The sequence below is a fragment of the Micromonospora phaseoli genome (assembly GCF_900109115.1).
In the GTDB taxonomy this organism is placed as follows: Bacteria; Actinomycetota; Actinomycetes; order Mycobacteriales; family Micromonosporaceae; genus Micromonospora; species Micromonospora phaseoli.
In genome coordinates, this window is the sequence record NZ_FNYV01000002.1 from 393,057 (window position 1) to 409,367 (window position 16,311).

Below are 16,311 nucleotides of genomic sequence, written 5' to 3' on the forward strand. Positions count from 1 at the left end.
CGCCACCACTCGTGCACACCACGGTGTCGAGTTGCCCTTCGGCGATCGGCAGGCGGTAGAACCCGGCCACGTACACCGATCGGTGTACGCCGTACTCCCACGGCGTCGAGGCAGGTGACGCCGTCCGGACGACGCGTCGGCGCCCCCTCGCGCCGTAGCTTTCGGCACACGCCACCAAGGAGGTACCGATGCTCACTTCCGAGTTGCCCGCCGTCCCGGCCGGAGCGAGGCGGTCGCCGCGTTCGCGCCTCGCCGCCGACGCCGCGCTCGCTGGCCTGGTCCTGGCGCTGGCCGCGATCGCCGTGGCCGACGCCGTCAACCCACAGTGGAGCTGGGTCGAACACATGGCCAGTCACTTCGTGCACGGTCGGGCCGGTTGGCTGATAACGGTCGCCGGCGTGACCATCGCCGGCGCGTCGGCGATGCTGATCAAGCTGTCCGCCGAATTCAACCGGACCAGCCGGGCCGGGCGGATCGGCCGGTGGATGCTCGGTGTCTGGGCGCTGGGCATGCTCGTGGCCGGGGTGTTCCCGGCCGACCCACCAGGCCAGTGGGATCGGCCGCCGTCCACGGCTGGCCTGGTGCACGGGGTGGGCGGGCTGGCCGCCTTCCTGGCGCTGCCGGTGGCCGCGGTGCTGCTCACCCGGGCGTGGCGGCAGCAGCCGCGATGGCAGGCGGCCGGTCCGGCGCTGCGGGTGGCCAGGGCATTGGTGCTGGCCGCCTTCGCCGTCTTCATGGTCACCTGGGTCGACGTGATGGTCGGCCCCAACCTCTCGATCGGGTCCCAACACACCGTGGTCGGCCTGACCGAGCGGGTGATGCTCTGGGCGGACGTGGGGTGGCTCGCGGTCGCCGCGACCGGGCTACGCCGAATGACCCGGGCCGCATAATCGACTGATGGTGGGAGCAGGCGCGGCGATGGCGTACCTGGGGGGCGCGGCGCGCACACTGGGGCAGGCGTGGGCGGTCACCGCACTCCTGGCGGCGGCCACGGCCGTCGGGGTGCCGGCCGGAGTGGCGTTGGCCGGCGGCAGTGTGACGGTGGCCGGGGCGCTGCCGCTGGCGCAGATCCTGGCCGCACTGGTGCTGCTGCGTACCCGGTGGCCAGTCCGCACACTGCTCGCGTCGATCGCGACCGTGGCGGCCTACCGGAGCGCCGGTCTCGTCGACACCGGCTGGGTCTGGCCGGCGACCGTCGCCTTCGCCGGGGTCGTGCTGGCCGGACGTGCCGGCTGGGCCACGCTGATCGGGGCTGCCTTCCTCACCTATGCCGCCAGTTGGGAGTCGACGGTCGGCGGGCACACCCCGGAGTGGGTCGCCGGGCAGCTCGGCGGCGAGACCTTGTGGTTGGCCGTCGTGGTGGCGGGCACCATGGCCTATCGCAACCGTCGGCGCTGGCGGGACGAGGTGGCAGCACGGCTGCGGCAGTCGCAGCACGAACGGGAGCTCCAGGCTGGCCGGCGGCGCGCGGAGGAGCGGGTACGCATCGCCCGCGAGCTGCACGACGTGGTGGCACACACGCTCGCCGTGGTCGGCGTACACCTCAACGTGGCGCTGGACACGGTCGATTCCGCGCCCGGCGAGGCCCGTGACGCGTTGCGGCTGGCGCAGGACGTGCGCGGCCGGGCGATGACCGACCTGAAGGCCATGATCGGTGTCCTGCGGGACGACACCACGGCTGGTGTCGACTCACCCATGGCCCAGCTGGACGGCCTGGCCGCGCTGATCGATCAGGTGCGGATGACGGGCCTGGCGGTGACGCTGGACGAGGCGGGCGATCGGTCACACGTGCCGACCCCGGTGGCGCTGGCCGCGTACCGGGTGGTGCAGGAGGCGTTGACGAACACGGTCCGTCATGCCCGCGCCTCGCGGGTCGTGGTCACCCTCCGGTACGCGCCCGCGCAGCTCACCGTCGCCGTCACCGATGACGGCTCGGCGAGGTCAACCGACGGGGGTCACGGCATCGCCGGGATGCGGGAACGGGTCGAGGCGCTGGGCGGCTCCCTGGCGGCCGGGCCCGCCGACCACGGCGGCTTCCTGGTGCGGGCTGTCCTGCCGGTGGTGTGCTGACCATGACGATCTCCGTCCTGCTCGCCGACGACCAGCACCTGGTCCGGGCCGGATTCCGCAGTCTGCTGCAACGGGATCGAGGCATCGTGGTGGCCGGGGAGGCGTCCACCGGTGACGAGGCGGTCCGGGCGGCCAGGGTGATGCGACCCGACGTCGTACTCATGGACATCCGGATGCCGGGCCTGGACGGGATCGCGGCGACCAGGCAGATCGTGGCCGACCAGGAGTTGAGCGGCTGCCGTGTCGTCATCCTCACCACCTTCGAGACCGACGACCACGTCTTCGCCGCGCTCGCCGCCGGCGCGAGCGGCTTTCTCACCAAGGAGGTCGACCCGAGCGGGTTGCGCCACGCGGTCCGGGTGGTCGCGGCGGGCGAGGCTCTGCTCTCCCCCGGCGTTACCCGGCGCGTCATCGACCAGTTCGCGCACCGGCCGGTCGCCGGAGGCGGAGGCGGGACGCGGCTCGCGGCGCTGACCGACCGGGAACGGGACGTCGTGCGGCTGGTCGCGACCGGCCTGTCCAACGAGGACATCGCCCGGAGGCTGGTGATCAGCCCGCTGACCGCGAAGACCCACATCACCCGCGCAATCGGCAAGCTCGGCGTCCGTGACCGGGTCCAGTTGGTGATCCTGGCGTACGAGGCGGGTCTGGTCCGGCCGGGCGAGTTCCCCGCGACGGAGTGACCGGGCGCGACCGAGCAACCCGGCGAGCCCGCATGCGGCTGGTGTGGCGGGCATTGACACCGCCGACAGTGACGTGATGTGCTCAGACGGTAGCGGTAATGACAACCGTGATCGTTAGTTGAGGAGGAGCATGTCTCTCACCGTGCCGCCTGACCTGCTGCGGGCCGCCGAGTCCGGGCCGGTCGACGACGAGTCGTTCGTGGCCTGCGTCCGGGAGTCGCTGCCGTACGCCTGGCAGACCGTCAGTCGGGTGGCGTCGGACCTGGCCGGGTCCGACGCCGACTTCGCCGACAACGAGATCCCGCCACCGAGTGAGGCGGACCGGGGGCAGCTGCTGCGCGCCCTGGCCAGCGACGCTATCCGGGCCAGCCTGGAGCGGCACTTCGGCGTGAAGCTGGCCTTCCAGAACTGTCACCGGGTCGCGGCGTTCCGACCGTCCGCGGTGGACTCCGACGCCTACCGCCGATTCACCTCCGTTCGAGGTCAACTGCTCAACCAGTCACCCGAGCTGCGTGACTGCTGATCCGACCGAGGCCCGGCGGGCCGGACGGGGCGTACGCACGCACCTGTTCCTGCTCGCCGGGCAGCGACCCGGCCAGACCCACGCCGCCGCCCTGACCAACGCCCACCACTACGGCCGGGCCGCCGAGCTCACCGGGTTCGACGGGGTGTGGATCGCCGAGCACCACTTCATCACCTACGGGGTGTGCCCGTCGGCGGTCACGTTCGCCGCGCACCTGCTCGGCGCGACGCGGAGCATCGAGGTCGGCACCGCCGCATGCATTCTGTCCAACCGCCACCCGGTCGCGCTGGGCGAGGAGGCGGCGGTGCTGCACGAGTTGTCCGGCGGCCGGTTCCGGCTGGGTGTCGGCCGCGGCGGCCCCTGGGTCGACCTGGAGGTCTTCGGCACCGGGCTGGACCGGTTCCACGAGGGGTTCGCCGAGTCGCTGGAGCTGCTGACCCGGTGGCTGTCCGGCCAGCCCACGGTCGGCGGCAACAGCCGCTTCCCGTTCCGGCCGGTACCGGTGGTGCCCCGGCCGACCGGCCGGCTGCCCGTCTGGGTCGCCGCGACCTCGGCCGGCACGGTCGACCTCGCGGCACGGCACGGCCTGCCGCTGCTGCTCGGCCTGCACGCCGACCTGCCCGAGAAGGCGGAGTTGCTCGACCGCTACGCGCGGACGGCCGTCTCGCACGGCCACGACCTCACCGGCATCGATCATGCCAGCGCCCACCTCGCCCAGGTGGCGGAGACCGACGAGGCCGCAGCGCAGGCGGTAGGCGCCGGGCTGCTGCCGCTGCTGGCCGGCGTCGGGGAGTACGTCCGCCTGGACGGCGCGCCGGCCGGGCAACGGGATCCGGCCGACTACGTGCGGCATCTGATCGACATCCACCCGGTCGGCTCACCACGCCGCTGCCGGCAGGCCGTCGCGCGGGCCGCGGCCCTGCCGGGCGTACGGCACCTGCTGTTCATGGTGGAGGCGGTCGGCGGCCGCGAACCCACCCTGGACAACATCGAACGACTGGCCACGACGGTGCTCGACCTCGCACCGCGCCGTGCGCCACCAGCGTCGGCGATGAGGCGCACCTCATCGCCGAGCGTGGTCAGGACTGCGGGGCCGCGATCTGGATGAGGTTGCCGCAGGTGTCGTCGAAGACCGCGGTCGTCATGCCGCCCATGCTCAACGGCTCCTGGGTGAAGGTCACCCCCAGAGCGGTCAACCGCTCGTACTCGGCGGCCACGTCCGGCACGCCGAACATGGTGTAGGGGATCCCGTCGGCGACCAACGCCTTCTTGTAGGTGGCCGCCGCCGGGTGCTGGTCGGGCTCCAGCACGATCTCCACACCGTCGGGATCCTCCGGGGACACCACGGTCAACCACCGGTACTCCCCCAGCGGGATCTCGGTCTTCTTCGTGAAGCCGAGCACGCTGGTGTAGAACGTCAACGCCTTCTCCTGGTCGTCGACCAGGATGCTCATGTGTCCGATACGCACGGTCCCACCCTCCATCGTCGGTAGATCTGCTCGAGTGGTGACATATCAAGATCGAGAAACACGTACCGGCCCTCGCGGCGGATCACCACCAGACCGGCGTCGGACAGGACGGCGAGGTGCTGGGAGATGGCCTGCCGCGTCGAGGTGAACCCCTTCCCCGTCAGGCGGGCGCAGAGCTCGAACAGCGTCTGCCCACTGCGGTCCTGCAACTCGTCGAGGATGGCACGCCGCGTTGGGTCAGCCAGCGCCTTGTACACGTCACCCACCACCGGAACAATAGGCAAGCGTCCGCTTGCATGTCAAGCGGTCGGGGCTGGCGGCGATGTGCTCCCGCCCGGCGGGGGCAGGGGCAGCTCGACGGCGGCCACCTGGCCGACCTGCGCGACGGAGTGCGCGGGTGGCAGCTTCTCGGTGCGCGGCAGGCGGCTGTACACCTGACCCCCGCCGGCCGGGTCGGGCCGCCGGGTCACCTCACAGGTCACCATCAGGATGGGTGGGGGTGGCGCGATGAATCGGCCGGCACCCCAACGCACCCAGAGGGGAACCCGTCCGGCCTCGGCCTCGGCGAGCAGCTTCTCCCAGGTGCGGCGACGCGTACCGTGATCGACCTCGACCACCACCGGCGGCCCGTCCGGGCGGGCACAGGCCACGTCGAGCACCGAATGCTGCGCGGACATCGGCGGCGGCAGCGGCAGCACGCTGGACGCGCGTCGATAGACCCGCCAGCCCCGCTCCTGGGCCCAGCCGACCACCACGTCGATCAGCCTGGCGGTGACCTGGTCCGTGGTCAGGTCGCTGAAAGCGACCGTGTCGAGTCGGTCGGCCAGCGACACCGCCAACCGCTCCCAGTCCGCACCGACCTCCACCGCCGCAGGGTAACCACGCCACCGGCGGTCCTCGCCACCCGGGGCGGCGGGCGCGGCGGCGGGACGCGAGCGGCCGGGGACCTGATCGGCGGCGCAGGACCGGCGCGATTGTTCCGGCGAGGTTAAGGTCGGATCCCGCATGGACGGCAGGCCTGGCGCGGGCCGCGACATCTTGCGAGGCTAGTGATCGTGTATGACTACGACCTGTTGGTACTGGGCTCCGGCCCCAGCGGCCAGAAGGCCGCGATCGCCGCCGCCAAGCTGGGCAGGCGGGTCGGCCTCGTGGAACGACGCGACATGATCGGCGGGGTGTGCATCAACACCGGCACCGTCCCGTCCAAGACCCTGCGTGAGGCCGTGCTCTACCTGACCGGCCTCAGCCAGCGGGACCTCTACGGCAGCAGTTACCGGGTCAAGGACGAGATCACGGTCAGTGACCTGGCCGCCCGGACGCAGCACGTGATCAACCGGCAGACCGACGTCATCCGCAACCAACTGGCTCGCAACCGGATCGCGATGATCACCGGTACCGGCCGGTTCGCCGACCCGCACGCGGTCTGGGTCGACGGCGGCTCCGGGCGCGAATCCAAGGTCACCTTCGACAAGGCCATCATCGCAGCGGGTACCCGACCCGCCCGCCCGGACAGCGTCGACTTCGACGACCGCACGATCGTGGACTCCGACGGCGTCATCAACCTGCAGGCCGTACCCCGCAGCATGGTGGTGGTCGGCGCCGGCGTGATCGGCATGGAGTACGCCTCGATGTTCGCCGCGCTCGGCACCAAGGTCACCGTGGTCGAGCGCCGGGAGCGGATGCTCGACTTCTGCGACGAGGAGATCATCGAGTCGCTGAAGTACCACCTGCGCGACCTCTCCGTGACGTTCCGCTTCGGCGAGGAGGTCGCCGCGGTGGAGAAACACCAGAGTGCTGCGCTGTGCATCCTCAAGAGCGGCAAGAAGATCGTCGCGGACACCGTCATGTACTCGGCCGGCCGGCAGGGCCAGACCGACGGGTTGGCCCTGGAGGCGGCCGGGCTGGCGGCGGACCGGCGCGGCCGGATCGAGGTCGACGCGAACTACCGCACCGCGGTGCCGAACATCTACGCGGTCGGCGACGTGATCGGGTTCCCGGCGCTCGCCTCCACCTCCATGGAGCAGGGACGGTTGGCCGCGCAGCACGCCTGCGGCGAACCGGACCGTCCGATGCACGAGTTGCAGCCGATCGGCATCTACACGATTCCGGAGATCAGCTTCGTCGGGAAGACCGAGGAGCAGCTGACCGACAGCGCCACGCCGTTCGAGGTGGGCATCGCCCGCTACCGCGAGCTGGCGCGCGGCCAGATCGTCGGTGACTCGTACGGGATGTTGAAGCTGCTCGTCGCACCGGGCGACGGTCGACTGCTCGGCGTGCACGTCTTCGGCACCGGAGCCACCGAGATCGTCCACATCGGGCAGGCGGTGATGGGCTGCGGCGGGACCGTCGACTACCTGGTCGACACGGTTTTCAACTACCCGACCCTGGCCGAGGCGTACAAGGTGGCCGCCCTGGACGCCTCCAACAAGATCCGCAACATCACCCGGATCGACGGCTGAGGACACCCCGAGGGCGTACCCGCGGGGACGGCGGCAGCCGGTCGTGGCCGCCGCCGTCCCCGGCACGCAGTAGATCGAAACAACGCGGGTGGTTGCCGCTTAACGGGCCGCCATGGCCGGCTCCCGGGCGGGGCCGAGGTGTCGGGCGTACGCGCCGGTGGTGAAGAACGACGGCAGGTCCTCGCCGAGCGCGGTCTCCTCGACGATCCGCGCGGCCTGCTCGGCGCGTTCCCGCTCGGTGTCCACACGTCCCTCGGTCAGCGTGGCCAACTCCTCGGCCAGCATCGACCGGACCAGTTCGTCGGTGACGCAACCACCGCCGGCCAGCGGCGTGCGGTGGTGCAGCCACTGCCAGACCTGGCAGCGGGCGATCTCGGCGGTGGCCGCGTCCTCCATCAGGTTCCACAGCGCCACCGCGCCCGCGCCGCCGAGCCAGGCGTCGATGTAGCACAGCGCCACCGCGATGTTCGCGCGCACGCCCGCCTCGCTGACCTGGCCCGGGGTCTTGTCGACGGAGAGCAGGTCGCCGGCGGTGACCTCGACGTCGTCGCGGCGCCGGTCGATCTGGTTCGGGCGCTCACCCAGCACCGCGTCGAAGACCTCGCGGCAGGTCTCCACCAGTCCGGGGTGGGCCACCCACGAACCGTCGAAACCGTCGCCGGCCTCCCGTTGCTTGTCCGCCCGCACCCGGGTCAGGGCGAGCGCGTTGACCTCCGGGTCGCGGGCCGGCACGAAGGCGGCCATCCCGCCGATCGCGTGGGCGCCGCGGCGGTGGCAGGTCCGCACCAGCAGTTCGGTGTACGCGCGCATGAACGGCACGGTCATGGTCACCTCGGACCGGTCCGGCAGGACGAAGTCCGGCCACTGCCCGAAGTTCTTGATGATGCTGAAGATGTAGTCCCACCGGCCGGCGTTCAGCCCCGCCGAGTGCTCGCGCAGCTCGTAGAGGATCTCCTCCATCTCGAACGCGGCGGTGATCGTCTCGATCAGCGTCGTCGCCCGGATGGTGCCCTGCGGCAGGTGCAGGTAGTGCTGGGCGAAGACGAAGATGTCGTTCCAGAGCCGCGCCTCGCGGTGGCCTTCCAGCTTCGGCAGGTAGAAGTACGGTCCGGCACCGGCGGCGAGCTGGCGGCGGGCGCAGTGGAAGAAGTACAGCCCGAAGTCGACCAGGCTGGCCGAGATCGGCCGCCCGTCCACCACGATCCCCTTCTCCACCAGGTGCCAGCCGCGCGGCCGGACCACGATGGTGGCCAGCTCGTCGCCGAGCGCGTACCGCTTGCCGCGCGCGTCGGTGAAGTCGATCCGGCGGTCCAGGGCGTCGATCAGGTTGAGTTGCCCGCTGATGATGTTGTGCCAGGTCGGGGCCGTGGCATCCTCGAAGTCGGCGAGCCAGACCTTGGCGCCGGAGTTCAGCGCGTTGATGGTCATCTTGCGGTCGGGCGGGCCGGTGATCTCCGCCCGCCGGTCCAGCAGGCCCGGCGCGGGCGGCGCCACCTGCCAGCTCGGGTCGGCGCGAAGGTCGGCGGTCTCGGGAAGGAAGTCGGGCAGCTGACCGGTGGCGAACCGGTCCCGACGCGCCCGGCGGGTGTCCAGCAGGGCGACCCGGCGGGCCGCGAACTCGCTGTCCAGCGCGACCAGGAAGGCCAGCGCGTCGGGCGTGAGGACCTCGTCGAACCGCTCCGCCATCGGGCCGATGATCTCGTGTCTCATGAGAACTGCTCCTCCTCGGTGGAGCCACGCAGCGCGGTGGTCTCGCCGGCCGGGTTGAGCACCGTGCTGATCAGGTCGAAGTAGCCGGTACCCACCTCGCGCTGGTGCTTGGCCGCGGTGTAGCCGGTTGCCTCGGCCGCGAACTCCCGCTCCTGCAGGGAGACGTAAGCCGGCATGCCGTCGGCGGCGTAGCCCCGGGCCAGGTCGAACATCGAGTAGTTGAGCGCGTGGAAGCCGGCCAGCGTGATGAACTGGAACTTGTACCCCATGTGGCCGAGTTCGCGCTGGAACTTGGCGATGGTCGCGTCGTCGAGGTGCTTGCGCCAGTTGAACGACGGCGAGCAGTTGTAGGCGAGCAGCTGATCCGGGTACTGGTCCTTGATCGCCTCGGCGAAGCGGCGGGCCACCTCCAGGTCCGGCGTGCTGGTCTCCATCCACAGCAGGTCGGAGTGCGGGGCGTAGGCCAGGCCCCGGGCGATGCACGGCTCGACGCCGTTGCGGACCCGGTAGAAGCCCTCGGCGGTGCGTTCACCGGTGACGAACGGCTGGTCCCGCTCGTCGACGTCGGTGGTGAGCAGAGTGGCGGCCTGGGCGTCGGTGCGGGCGATGACCACGGTCGGCACGCCGGCCACGTCGGCGGCGAGCCGCGCCGACTCCAGGGTGCGGATGTGCTGACCGGTGGGGATGAGCACCTTCCCGCCCAGGTGGCCGCACTTCTTCTCGGAGGCGAGCTGGTCCTCCCAGTGCACACCGGCGGCGCCGGCCGCGATCATCGCGCTCATCAGCTCGTACGCGTTGAGCACGCCGCCGAAGCCGGCCTCGGCGTCGGCGACGATCGGGGCCAGCCAGTCGATCGCCGAGGTGTCCCCCTCGGCGGTGGTGATCTGGGCGGCGCGCAGCAGGGCGTTGTTGATCCGGCGCACCACCGCGGGCACCGAGTTGGCCGGGTAGAGGCTCTGGTCGGGGTAGGTGTGCCCGGCCAGGTTGGCGTCCGCGGCCACCTGCCAGCCGGAGAGGTAGATCGCCTTGAGGCCGGCCCGGACCATCTGCACCGCCTGGTTGCCGGTGAGCGCGCCGAGGGCGTGGATGTAGTCCTCGCTGTTCAGCAGCCGCCACAGCCGGTTGGCCCCGTGCCGGGCCAGGGTGTGCTCCTCCTGGATCGCGCCGCGCAACCGCACCACGTCCTCGGCGCGGTAGCTGCGCTGCACTCCCCGCCAGCGGGGGTTGGTGTCCCAATCGTGACGCAACTGCTCGACCGCGGTAACCATCGTTTTCTCATTCCCTTCGGATTTCGTCGGCACCCCGGTGACACTGCGCCAACGCCGAGCCTCCGGTGTGCAGCCCACGGTCACACGGCCGACGGGACGGGTCGAGAGACGGAAGAAGCCAATTATTGAAAAGTCAACGAGCGCTTTTGCCAAGTTGTGAAAGCCTCCATTCGCAGCAGTGCTAATGTGGCCGGATCCGGTTCCGCGGAGCAGGGAGGTGAGGGCGATCGCCAAGACCTTTGCCGGCGCCCGGCTGCGCCGGATGCGCGAGGAGCGCGGGCTCAGCCAGACGGAGCTGGCCCGTCACCTCGGCATCTCCCCGAGCTACCTCAACCAGATCGAGCACGACAGCCGGCCGCTGACCGTGCCGGTGCTGCTGCGGATCACCGAGCTGTTCGGCGTCGACCCGACCGTGTTCGCCGCCCACGACACCCCACGCCTGGTCACCGGGCTGCGCGAGGCGCTGCCCGGCCGGGCCGGCCTGGCCGAGCTGACCGAGTTCGCCACCCGGCTGCCCGAGGTCGCCGCGGCCGTCATCGAGCTGCACCGCCGCTACCAGCAGGCCGACGAGCAGCTCGCCGAGCTGGTCGGCGACCGCGAGCGGGTCGGCCGCAGTCCGCACGACCAGGTGACGGAGTTCTTCTACCGCCGGCAGAACTACGTGCCGGACCTGGACGAGGAGGCCGAACGGCTGGCCGCGCGGATGGGGCTGCGTCGTGGCGAGGTCCGCGCCCTGCTGCGCGACCGGCTGGCCCAGCGCCACGGGGTACGCGTCGCCCGCGAGGACGCCGCCGCGCTCGGCGGCGAACTGCACCGCTACCGGCCGCAGACCCGCACCCTGCACCTGTCCACGTCGCTGCGCGCCGGGCAGGAGGCGATGCGGATGGCCGCGCAGATCGCGTTGCTGGAGTTCGCCGACGTCATCGACGAGATCGTGGAGTCGGAGAAGTTCGACGACGCGCAGACCCAGATCCTCACCCGGGTCGGTCTGGCCAACTACTTCGCGGCGGCGCTGATCCTGCCGTACGAGCACTTCCTCGCCGCCGCCGAACAGCGCCGCTACGACATCGACCTGCTCACCCAGCACTACGCGATGGGCTGGGAGACGGTCTGCCACCGGCTCAGCACCCTGCAACGCCCCCGGGCGCGCGGAGTGCCGTTCTCGTTCGTCCGGGTCGACCGGGCCGGCAACATGTCGAAACGCCAGTCCGCCACCGGCTTCCCGTTCTCCCGCACCGGCGGCACCTGCCCCCTGTGGAACGTCTACGAGGCGTTCGGCTCGCCGGGTCGGGTGGTGACCCAGGTCGCGGCGATGCCGGACGGGCAGCGCTACCTGTGGATCGCCCGCACGATCACCCGACACCACGGCGGTTACGGCCAGCCCGGCAAGGTGTATGCGATCGGGCTGGGCTGCGAGACCCGGCACGCCAGCCGGCTGGTCTACTCCACCGGGATGGACCTGCACGCGGCCGAGGCGGCGACGCCGATCGGGCCGGGCTGCAAGACCTGCGAGCGGATGACCTGCCCGCAGCGGGCCGCCCCGCCGATAAGCCGGCAGTTGGACGTGGACGAGAACCGCAGCACCTTCATCCCGTACCCGCTGCGGAACTGAACCCGGTGGTCTCCCGAGGGACCAGGCGGAACGGCGTGGCCAGGGCGAGCGGCCCGGTTACCGCCGCGCCCTCGATGCGGGCGACCAACCGGCGCACGGCCAGGTGGGCGATCTTCTCCTTGTCCGGGGCGATGGTGGTCAGGGTCGGTGTGCCGAACCTGCCCTCCTCGATGTCGTCGATCCCGACCACGGCGATGTCCGCCGGCACGCCGAGGCCGGCCTCCAGCACCGCGCGCACCGCACCGATGGCGATCAGGTCGTTGTAGCCGAACACCGCGTCGGGCGGTTCGTCGAGGGCCAGCAGGTTCCGCATGGCGCGTACGCCGTCGTGCCGGCCGAACCCGGCGGTGAGCGCCACCAACTCCGGGCGGTACGGCAGTCCCGCCTCGGTCAGCGCGGCCCGGTAGCCGCGCAGCCGCAGGTGGGCCGCCTGGCTCTCGTCACCGACGCGGGCGCCGATGAACGCGATGCGCTGACGGCCGAGTTCCATCAGGTGTTGGACCGCGCGGCGGCTGGCGGCGACGTTGTCGATGGCGATGTGGTCGTGGGGAACGTCGTGGACCCCCTCGCCGATCAGCACCAGGGGCGTGTCGCTGGTGCGGGCCAGCACCTCGTCGCGGCCGACGCGCACCGGGCCGAAGATGAGCCCGTCGATGACGTGCCGCTGGGCACCGTTGAGCAGCGACAGCTCGGCGTCGTACGCGGCGGCGGTGTTCTCCATGACCAGGGTGTAACCGTGGCGACCGGCCTCCCGGATGGCGATCTCGGCAAGCTCGGCGAAGTACGGGTTGGTCAGCTCCGGGATGGCCAGGGCGATCAGCCCGGTGCGGCCCCGGCGAAGGTGCCGGGCGCTGAGGTTGGGGGTGTAGCCGAGTTCGTCGATCGCCCGCTGCACCCGTTGCCGGCTCCGCTCGCCGACCGGTCGGTACCCGTTGACCACATTGGAGACCGTGGCCAGCGAGACCCCGGCCCGCTCGGCGATGTCCTTCAGGCTCACGCCCACCCGCCACCTCCCACCGCACGCATCGACGCCAATTATTGACTACCGCCCGGAGATGCCTCTATAACGTTATAGAAGCGCTCGTCGATGCTTCCACCACCGGAGTCGCGTCGGTCCATCATCCCGCTCGCGGCTGTCCGTCCACATCGGAGACGGCATGACACGTCACGTACGCATCCGCATCCTGTCCCCGCTGGCCGCGCTGATCGTGCTGGCCGGCCTGCTCGCCCCGGTCTCCGCCGCCCAGGCGGTCCCGCCGAAGACACCCCCGCTGACCACGCCCTGGACCAGCCAGGCGCTCGCCGGCACGCCGCTGCCGGAGTACCCACGACCGCAGATGACCCGACCCGACTGGCTCAACCTCAACGGCGAGTGGCAACTGCGCCAGTCCGCCACCAACGACGCCCCACAGTTCAACACCGACCTGCCCGAGCGGGTCAACGTGCCGTTCGGCGTCGAAAGCGCGCTCTCCGGCGTGCAGCGGGCTGCCAACGACAACCGCCACTACCTGTTCTACCGGCGCACCTTCAGCGTGCCGGCCGGCTGGTCCGGCCGCCGGACCCTGCTGCACTTCGGCGCGGTGGACTGGCAGACCACGGTCTGGGTCAACGGCGCCCAGGCCGGCACGCACAGCGGCGGCTACGACGCGTTCAGCTTCGACATCACCGGCCACCTCACCGGCGGCACCAACGAGATCGTCGTCAAGGTCTGGGACCCCACCGACAGCCGACAGAACGGCAGCCTCCCGCCGATCGGCAAACAGACCAGGACCCCGAACGGAATCTTCTACACCCCGGTCTCCGGCATCTGGCAGACCGTCTGGCTGGAACCCGTACCGACCGCCTCGATCAGCCGCGTCGACACCTACCCGAATCTCGCCACCAACACCCTGCGGGTGCGGGTACACACCCGTGGCGAGACCGGCGGGCACAGCGTGCTCGCCGAGGCGCTGCACGGCGGCACCGTGGTCGGCACCGCCACCGGCGGTCTGACCGAGTTCAGTGTGCCGGTGCCCGCCGCCCGCCGCTGGTCGCCGGACGACCCGTTCCTCTACAACCTGAGGGTCACGCTACGCAACCCGGGTGGCACGCAGGTGGACCGGACCACGCACTACTTCGGCATGCGGGAGATCACCACCGGGATGGTCGGCGGCGTGCTGCGTCCCCTGCTCAACGGGCAGTTCGTCTTCCAGGCCGGCACGCTGGACCAGGGCTACTGGCCCGACGGCCTCTACACCGCGCCCACCGACGCGGCACTCGCCTTCGACCTGCAGAAACACAAGGACCTCGGGTTCAACATGGTCCGCAAACACATCAAGGTCGAGCCGCAGCGCTGGTTCTACCACGCCGACCGCCTCGGGCTGCTGGTCTGGCAGGACATACCGTCGCTGACCGCCCAGGAGGTCGACGCCACCGATGCCCAGCAGGCCCAGTTCGAGCTGGAGGCACGCGAGATCGTCGACGAGCATCGCAGCAGCCCCTCGGTGGTCGCCTACACCGTCTACAACGAGGGCTGGGGCGAGCGGTCCCTCGCCGACACCCGGCGGGTCGGGCAGAACGTCAAGAACCAGGATCCGACCCGGCTGGTGAACGTGCACAGCGGCCACAACTGCTGCCAGTCGCTCGGCGACCCGGGCAACGGGGACATCGACGACTGGCACGTGTATCTGGGCCCCGCCTCCCCGGCACCGTCGACCTCGCGAATCGCCGTGCTCGGCGAGTTCGGTGGCCTGGGACTGCGGGTACCCGGACACGAGTACAGCCCGAGCGGCGGCTTCTTCGCCTACGAGTGGCAGCCCAACTCCACGGCGCTGACCGACCGGTACGTCGGGCTGGTCCAGGGCACCCAGAATCTGATGATCGGCACCGGCCTCAGCGCCTCCGTGTACACCGAGATCACCGACCTGGAAGGCGAGCTGAACGGCTTCCTCAGCTACGACCGCCGAGTGGTCAAGATGGACGAGGCCCGGGTCCGGGCGGCGAACCTGGCACTGGTCCACGCGTCCCGCTCGATCAGCCCCCGGCAGCCGGTCGCGCTGCCGTTGAACAGCCGCCGATCCCTCCAGGTGACCACCCCCGGGCACACCCAGCGGTACCTGCGGCACCAGAACAGCCTCGCCTACACCGAGGTGGTCACCGCGGCCAGCCCGGCACTGCTCAAGGGCGACGCGACCTACACGATCCGGCCCGGGTTGGCCGATCCGTCGTGCTACTCCTTCGAGTCGGTCAACTATCCCGGCCAGTACCTGCGCCACGCCGAGTCCCGGGTCCGCAACTCACCGAACGACGGCTCCGCGCTGCTGCGCGCCGACGCCACCTGGTGTGCCCGCACCGGGCTCACCGGCAACGGAGTGTCGCTGGAGTCGTACAACTTCCGGGGTTCGTTCCTACGCCACCACAACTCGGAGGTCTGGTTGAGCAACGGCGCCGGCGGCGGCGCGTACAACACGCCCGCGCTCTGGGCGGCCGACAGCACCTGGAACGTCGCGGCGCCCTGGGCGCCCTGACCGATCCGTCGAACGCGCCCGGACCAGCCACCGGTGCCGGTCCGGGCGCGGGCCGCACACGCGGCCCGAAGACCATGATCACGGGCCGTCACGACGGGACCGTCAGGCCTGGCGGTACGGATACACTTTCAGCCCCTCCGCGAGTGCAGGGCAGGTGCATGGCTTCTCGTCCGTCCCGCGTCCCGCGCCCGCTGGTCGCCGCCGCCGTCTGCCTGGTCTCGGTCGCCGCGCTGCTGGTCGGCTGTTCGGGGTCGGACGCGACCGGCCCCACCCAGCTGCGGGTGCTGCAGCTGAACCTGTGCAACAGCGGCATGGCGAAGGGCTGCTACACGGGTCGGTCGGTGGCTCGCGCCGCCGAGGTGATCGGCAGCGAGCGCCCCGACATCGTCACCCTCAACGAGATCTGCTCCGGCGACGTGGACACGCTGGAGCAGGCGATGCGACAGGCACACGACGGCACCGTGGTGGCCGCCTTCCAGCCGGCGCGCAACGGCCGCACCGGCGAGCCCTACCGCTGCGTCAACGGCGAGCAGTACGGCGTCGGAGTGCTCGCGCACGTCGCGGCGCCCTACCGTGGCCACGAGGTGCACGCCGGGATCTACCCGGCGCAGGATCCGGCGGATCCCGAGCAGCGGGCCTGGCTCTGCGTCGACGCCACCACCGTCTACTACGCGTGCACCACGCACCTGGCGTACACCAGCTCGACGCTGGCGCTGGCCCAGTGCGGGCACCTGCTCGGCACCGCCATCCCGGCGCTGCACTCCCGTCACCGCTACCAGCCGACGGTGGTCAGCGGCGACCTCAACCTGCGGTACGGCGGCACACCCGACGTGCGGTCCTGCGTGCCGGCGGACCACCTGCACCTGCACGACGGTGGGGTGCAGCAGTTCATGGCCACGGCCGACGTCACGATCCGCGACAGCAGGTCGATCAGCATGGACCGGACGACCGATCACGCGGCGTTCCTGGTCACCCTCGCGATCCCCGGACCAGGCGACCTCTCCCACTGAG

15 protein-coding genes are annotated in these 16,311 nt (G+C 71.1%); 9 read left to right on the top strand and 6 right to left on the bottom strand.

Annotation, left to right across the window (positions count from 1 at the left end):
- Positions 1-188: 188 nt before the first annotated feature.
- The 5 genes from BMY89_RS06590 (at position 189) to BMY89_RS06610 (ending at position 4,384) form a co-directional block, all read left to right on the top strand.
- Positions 189-890, top strand: a complete 702-nt coding sequence (locus BMY89_RS06590) for a DUF998 domain-containing protein (RefSeq protein WP_092376531.1) — start codon at positions 189-191, stop codon at positions 888-890.
- 7 nt (positions 891-897) lie between these two features.
- Complete coding sequence (locus BMY89_RS06595; protein ID WP_232521092.1) at positions 898-2,070, top strand: sensor histidine kinase; 1,173 nt, start codon at positions 898-900, stop codon at positions 2,068-2,070.
- 2 nt (positions 2,071-2,072) lie between these two features.
- Positions 2,073-2,753, top strand: a complete 681-nt coding sequence (locus BMY89_RS06600) for a response regulator (protein WP_092377475.1) — start codon at positions 2,073-2,075, stop codon at positions 2,751-2,753.
- A gap of 130 nt (positions 2,754-2,883) precedes the next feature.
- Positions 2,884-3,276, top strand: a complete 393-nt coding sequence (locus BMY89_RS06605; RefSeq protein WP_092376537.1) for an SCO5389 family protein — start codon at positions 2,884-2,886, stop codon at positions 3,274-3,276.
- Positions 3,266-4,384: an LLM class flavin-dependent oxidoreductase gene (locus tag BMY89_RS06610; protein WP_092376540.1), complete on the top strand. Its 1,119-nt coding sequence runs from the start codon at positions 3,266-3,268 to the stop codon at positions 4,382-4,384. The genes BMY89_RS06605 and BMY89_RS06610 overlap by 11 nt, the downstream gene beginning before the upstream one ends.
- Here the strand turns inward: BMY89_RS06610 and BMY89_RS06615 are convergent.
- Genes BMY89_RS06615 through BMY89_RS06625 form a run of 3 tightly spaced genes read right to left on the bottom strand, consistent with a single transcriptional unit; the run spans position 4,356 to position 5,611 of the window.
- On the bottom strand, positions 4,356-4,745 hold the full coding sequence (locus BMY89_RS06615) for a VOC family protein (RefSeq protein ID WP_092376542.1): 390 nt from the start codon (positions 4,743-4,745) through the stop codon (positions 4,356-4,358). The genes BMY89_RS06610 and BMY89_RS06615 overlap by 29 nt on opposite strands.
- Positions 4,727-5,011 carry a metalloregulator ArsR/SmtB family transcription factor gene (locus tag BMY89_RS06620; RefSeq protein WP_232521093.1) on the bottom strand — a complete coding sequence of 95 codons (285 nt, stop codon included), beginning with the start codon at positions 5,009-5,011 and terminating at the stop codon, positions 4,727-4,729. The genes BMY89_RS06615 and BMY89_RS06620 overlap by 19 nt, the downstream gene beginning before the upstream one ends.
- 33 nt (positions 5,012-5,044) lie before the next feature.
- Entirely contained in the window at positions 5,045-5,611 is a 567-nt protein-coding gene (locus BMY89_RS06625) for a hypothetical protein (protein WP_092376545.1), read from the bottom strand.
- Positions 5,612-5,800: 189 nt separating this feature from the next.
- On the opposite strand from BMY89_RS06625, the gene sthA reads away from it, so the two are divergent.
- Positions 5,801-7,204, top strand: a complete 1,404-nt coding sequence (sthA, locus tag BMY89_RS06630; protein ID WP_092377480.1) for a Si-specific NAD(P)(+) transhydrogenase — start codon at positions 5,801-5,803, stop codon at positions 7,202-7,204.
- 99 nt (positions 7,205-7,303) lie between these two features.
- Here the strand turns inward: sthA and aceB are convergent, their stop codons facing one another.
- Together aceB and aceA are read right to left on the bottom strand one after the other, a co-directional pair.
- A complete protein-coding gene (aceB, locus tag BMY89_RS06635) occupies positions 7,304-8,914 on the bottom strand; it encodes a malate synthase A (protein WP_092376548.1) in 1,611 nt (536 codons plus the stop codon).
- Positions 8,911-10,182 (bottom strand): isocitrate lyase, encoded by a 1,272-nt coding sequence (aceA, locus tag BMY89_RS06640; RefSeq protein WP_092376552.1) that lies wholly within the window; start codon positions 10,180-10,182, stop codon positions 8,911-8,913. The genes aceB and aceA overlap by 4 nt, the downstream gene beginning before the upstream one ends.
- A gap of 217 nt (positions 10,183-10,399) precedes the next feature.
- On the opposite strand from aceA, the gene BMY89_RS06645 reads away from it, so the two are divergent.
- A complete protein-coding gene (locus tag BMY89_RS06645) occupies positions 10,400-11,794 on the top strand; it encodes a short-chain fatty acyl-CoA regulator family protein (protein WP_198413967.1) in 1,395 nt (464 codons plus the stop codon).
- On the opposite strand, the gene BMY89_RS06650 is transcribed toward BMY89_RS06645, so the two are convergent.
- Positions 11,769-12,791, bottom strand: coding sequence for a LacI family DNA-binding transcriptional regulator (locus BMY89_RS06650; protein WP_232521094.1), 1,023 nt, complete (start codon positions 12,789-12,791; stop codon positions 11,769-11,771). The genes BMY89_RS06645 and BMY89_RS06650 overlap by 26 nt on opposite strands.
- A 160-nt stretch (positions 12,792-12,951) precedes the next feature.
- On the opposite strand from BMY89_RS06650, the gene BMY89_RS06655 reads away from it, so the two are divergent.
- Positions 12,952-15,300 (top strand): AbfB domain-containing protein, encoded by a 2,349-nt coding sequence (locus BMY89_RS06655; protein ID WP_092376557.1) that lies wholly within the window; start codon positions 12,952-12,954, stop codon positions 15,298-15,300.
- A gap of 158 nt (positions 15,301-15,458) precedes the next feature.
- Positions 15,459-16,310: an endonuclease/exonuclease/phosphatase family protein gene (locus tag BMY89_RS06660; protein ID WP_092377485.1), complete on the top strand. Its 852-nt coding sequence runs from the start codon at positions 15,459-15,461 to the stop codon at positions 16,308-16,310.
- Position 16,311: the final 1 nt, after the last annotated feature.

Coding starts and splice junctions, on each gene's coding strand:
- BMY89_RS06590 (WP_092376531.1), top strand. CDS start 189: ATGCTCACTTCCGAGTTGCCCGCCGTCCCGGCCGGAGCGAGGCGGTCG.
- BMY89_RS06660 (WP_092377485.1), top strand. CDS start 15,459: ATGGCTTCTCGTCCGTCCCGCGTCCCGCGCCCGCTGGTCGCCGCCGCC.
- BMY89_RS06655 (WP_092376557.1), top strand. CDS start 12,952: ATGACACGTCACGTACGCATCCGCATCCTGTCCCCGCTGGCCGCGCTG.
- BMY89_RS06595 (WP_232521092.1), top strand. CDS start 898: ATGGTGGGAGCAGGCGCGGCGATGGCGTACCTGGGGGGCGCGGCGCGC.
- aceA (WP_092376552.1), bottom strand. CDS start 10,182: ATGGTTACCGCGGTCGAGCAGTTGCGTCACGATTGGGACACCAACCCC.
- aceB (WP_092376548.1), bottom strand. CDS start 8,914: ATGAGACACGAGATCATCGGCCCGATGGCGGAGCGGTTCGACGAGGTC.
- BMY89_RS06605 (WP_092376537.1), top strand. CDS start 2,884: ATGTCTCTCACCGTGCCGCCTGACCTGCTGCGGGCCGCCGAGTCCGGG.
- BMY89_RS06600 (WP_092377475.1), top strand. CDS start 2,073: ATGACGATCTCCGTCCTGCTCGCCGACGACCAGCACCTGGTCCGGGCC.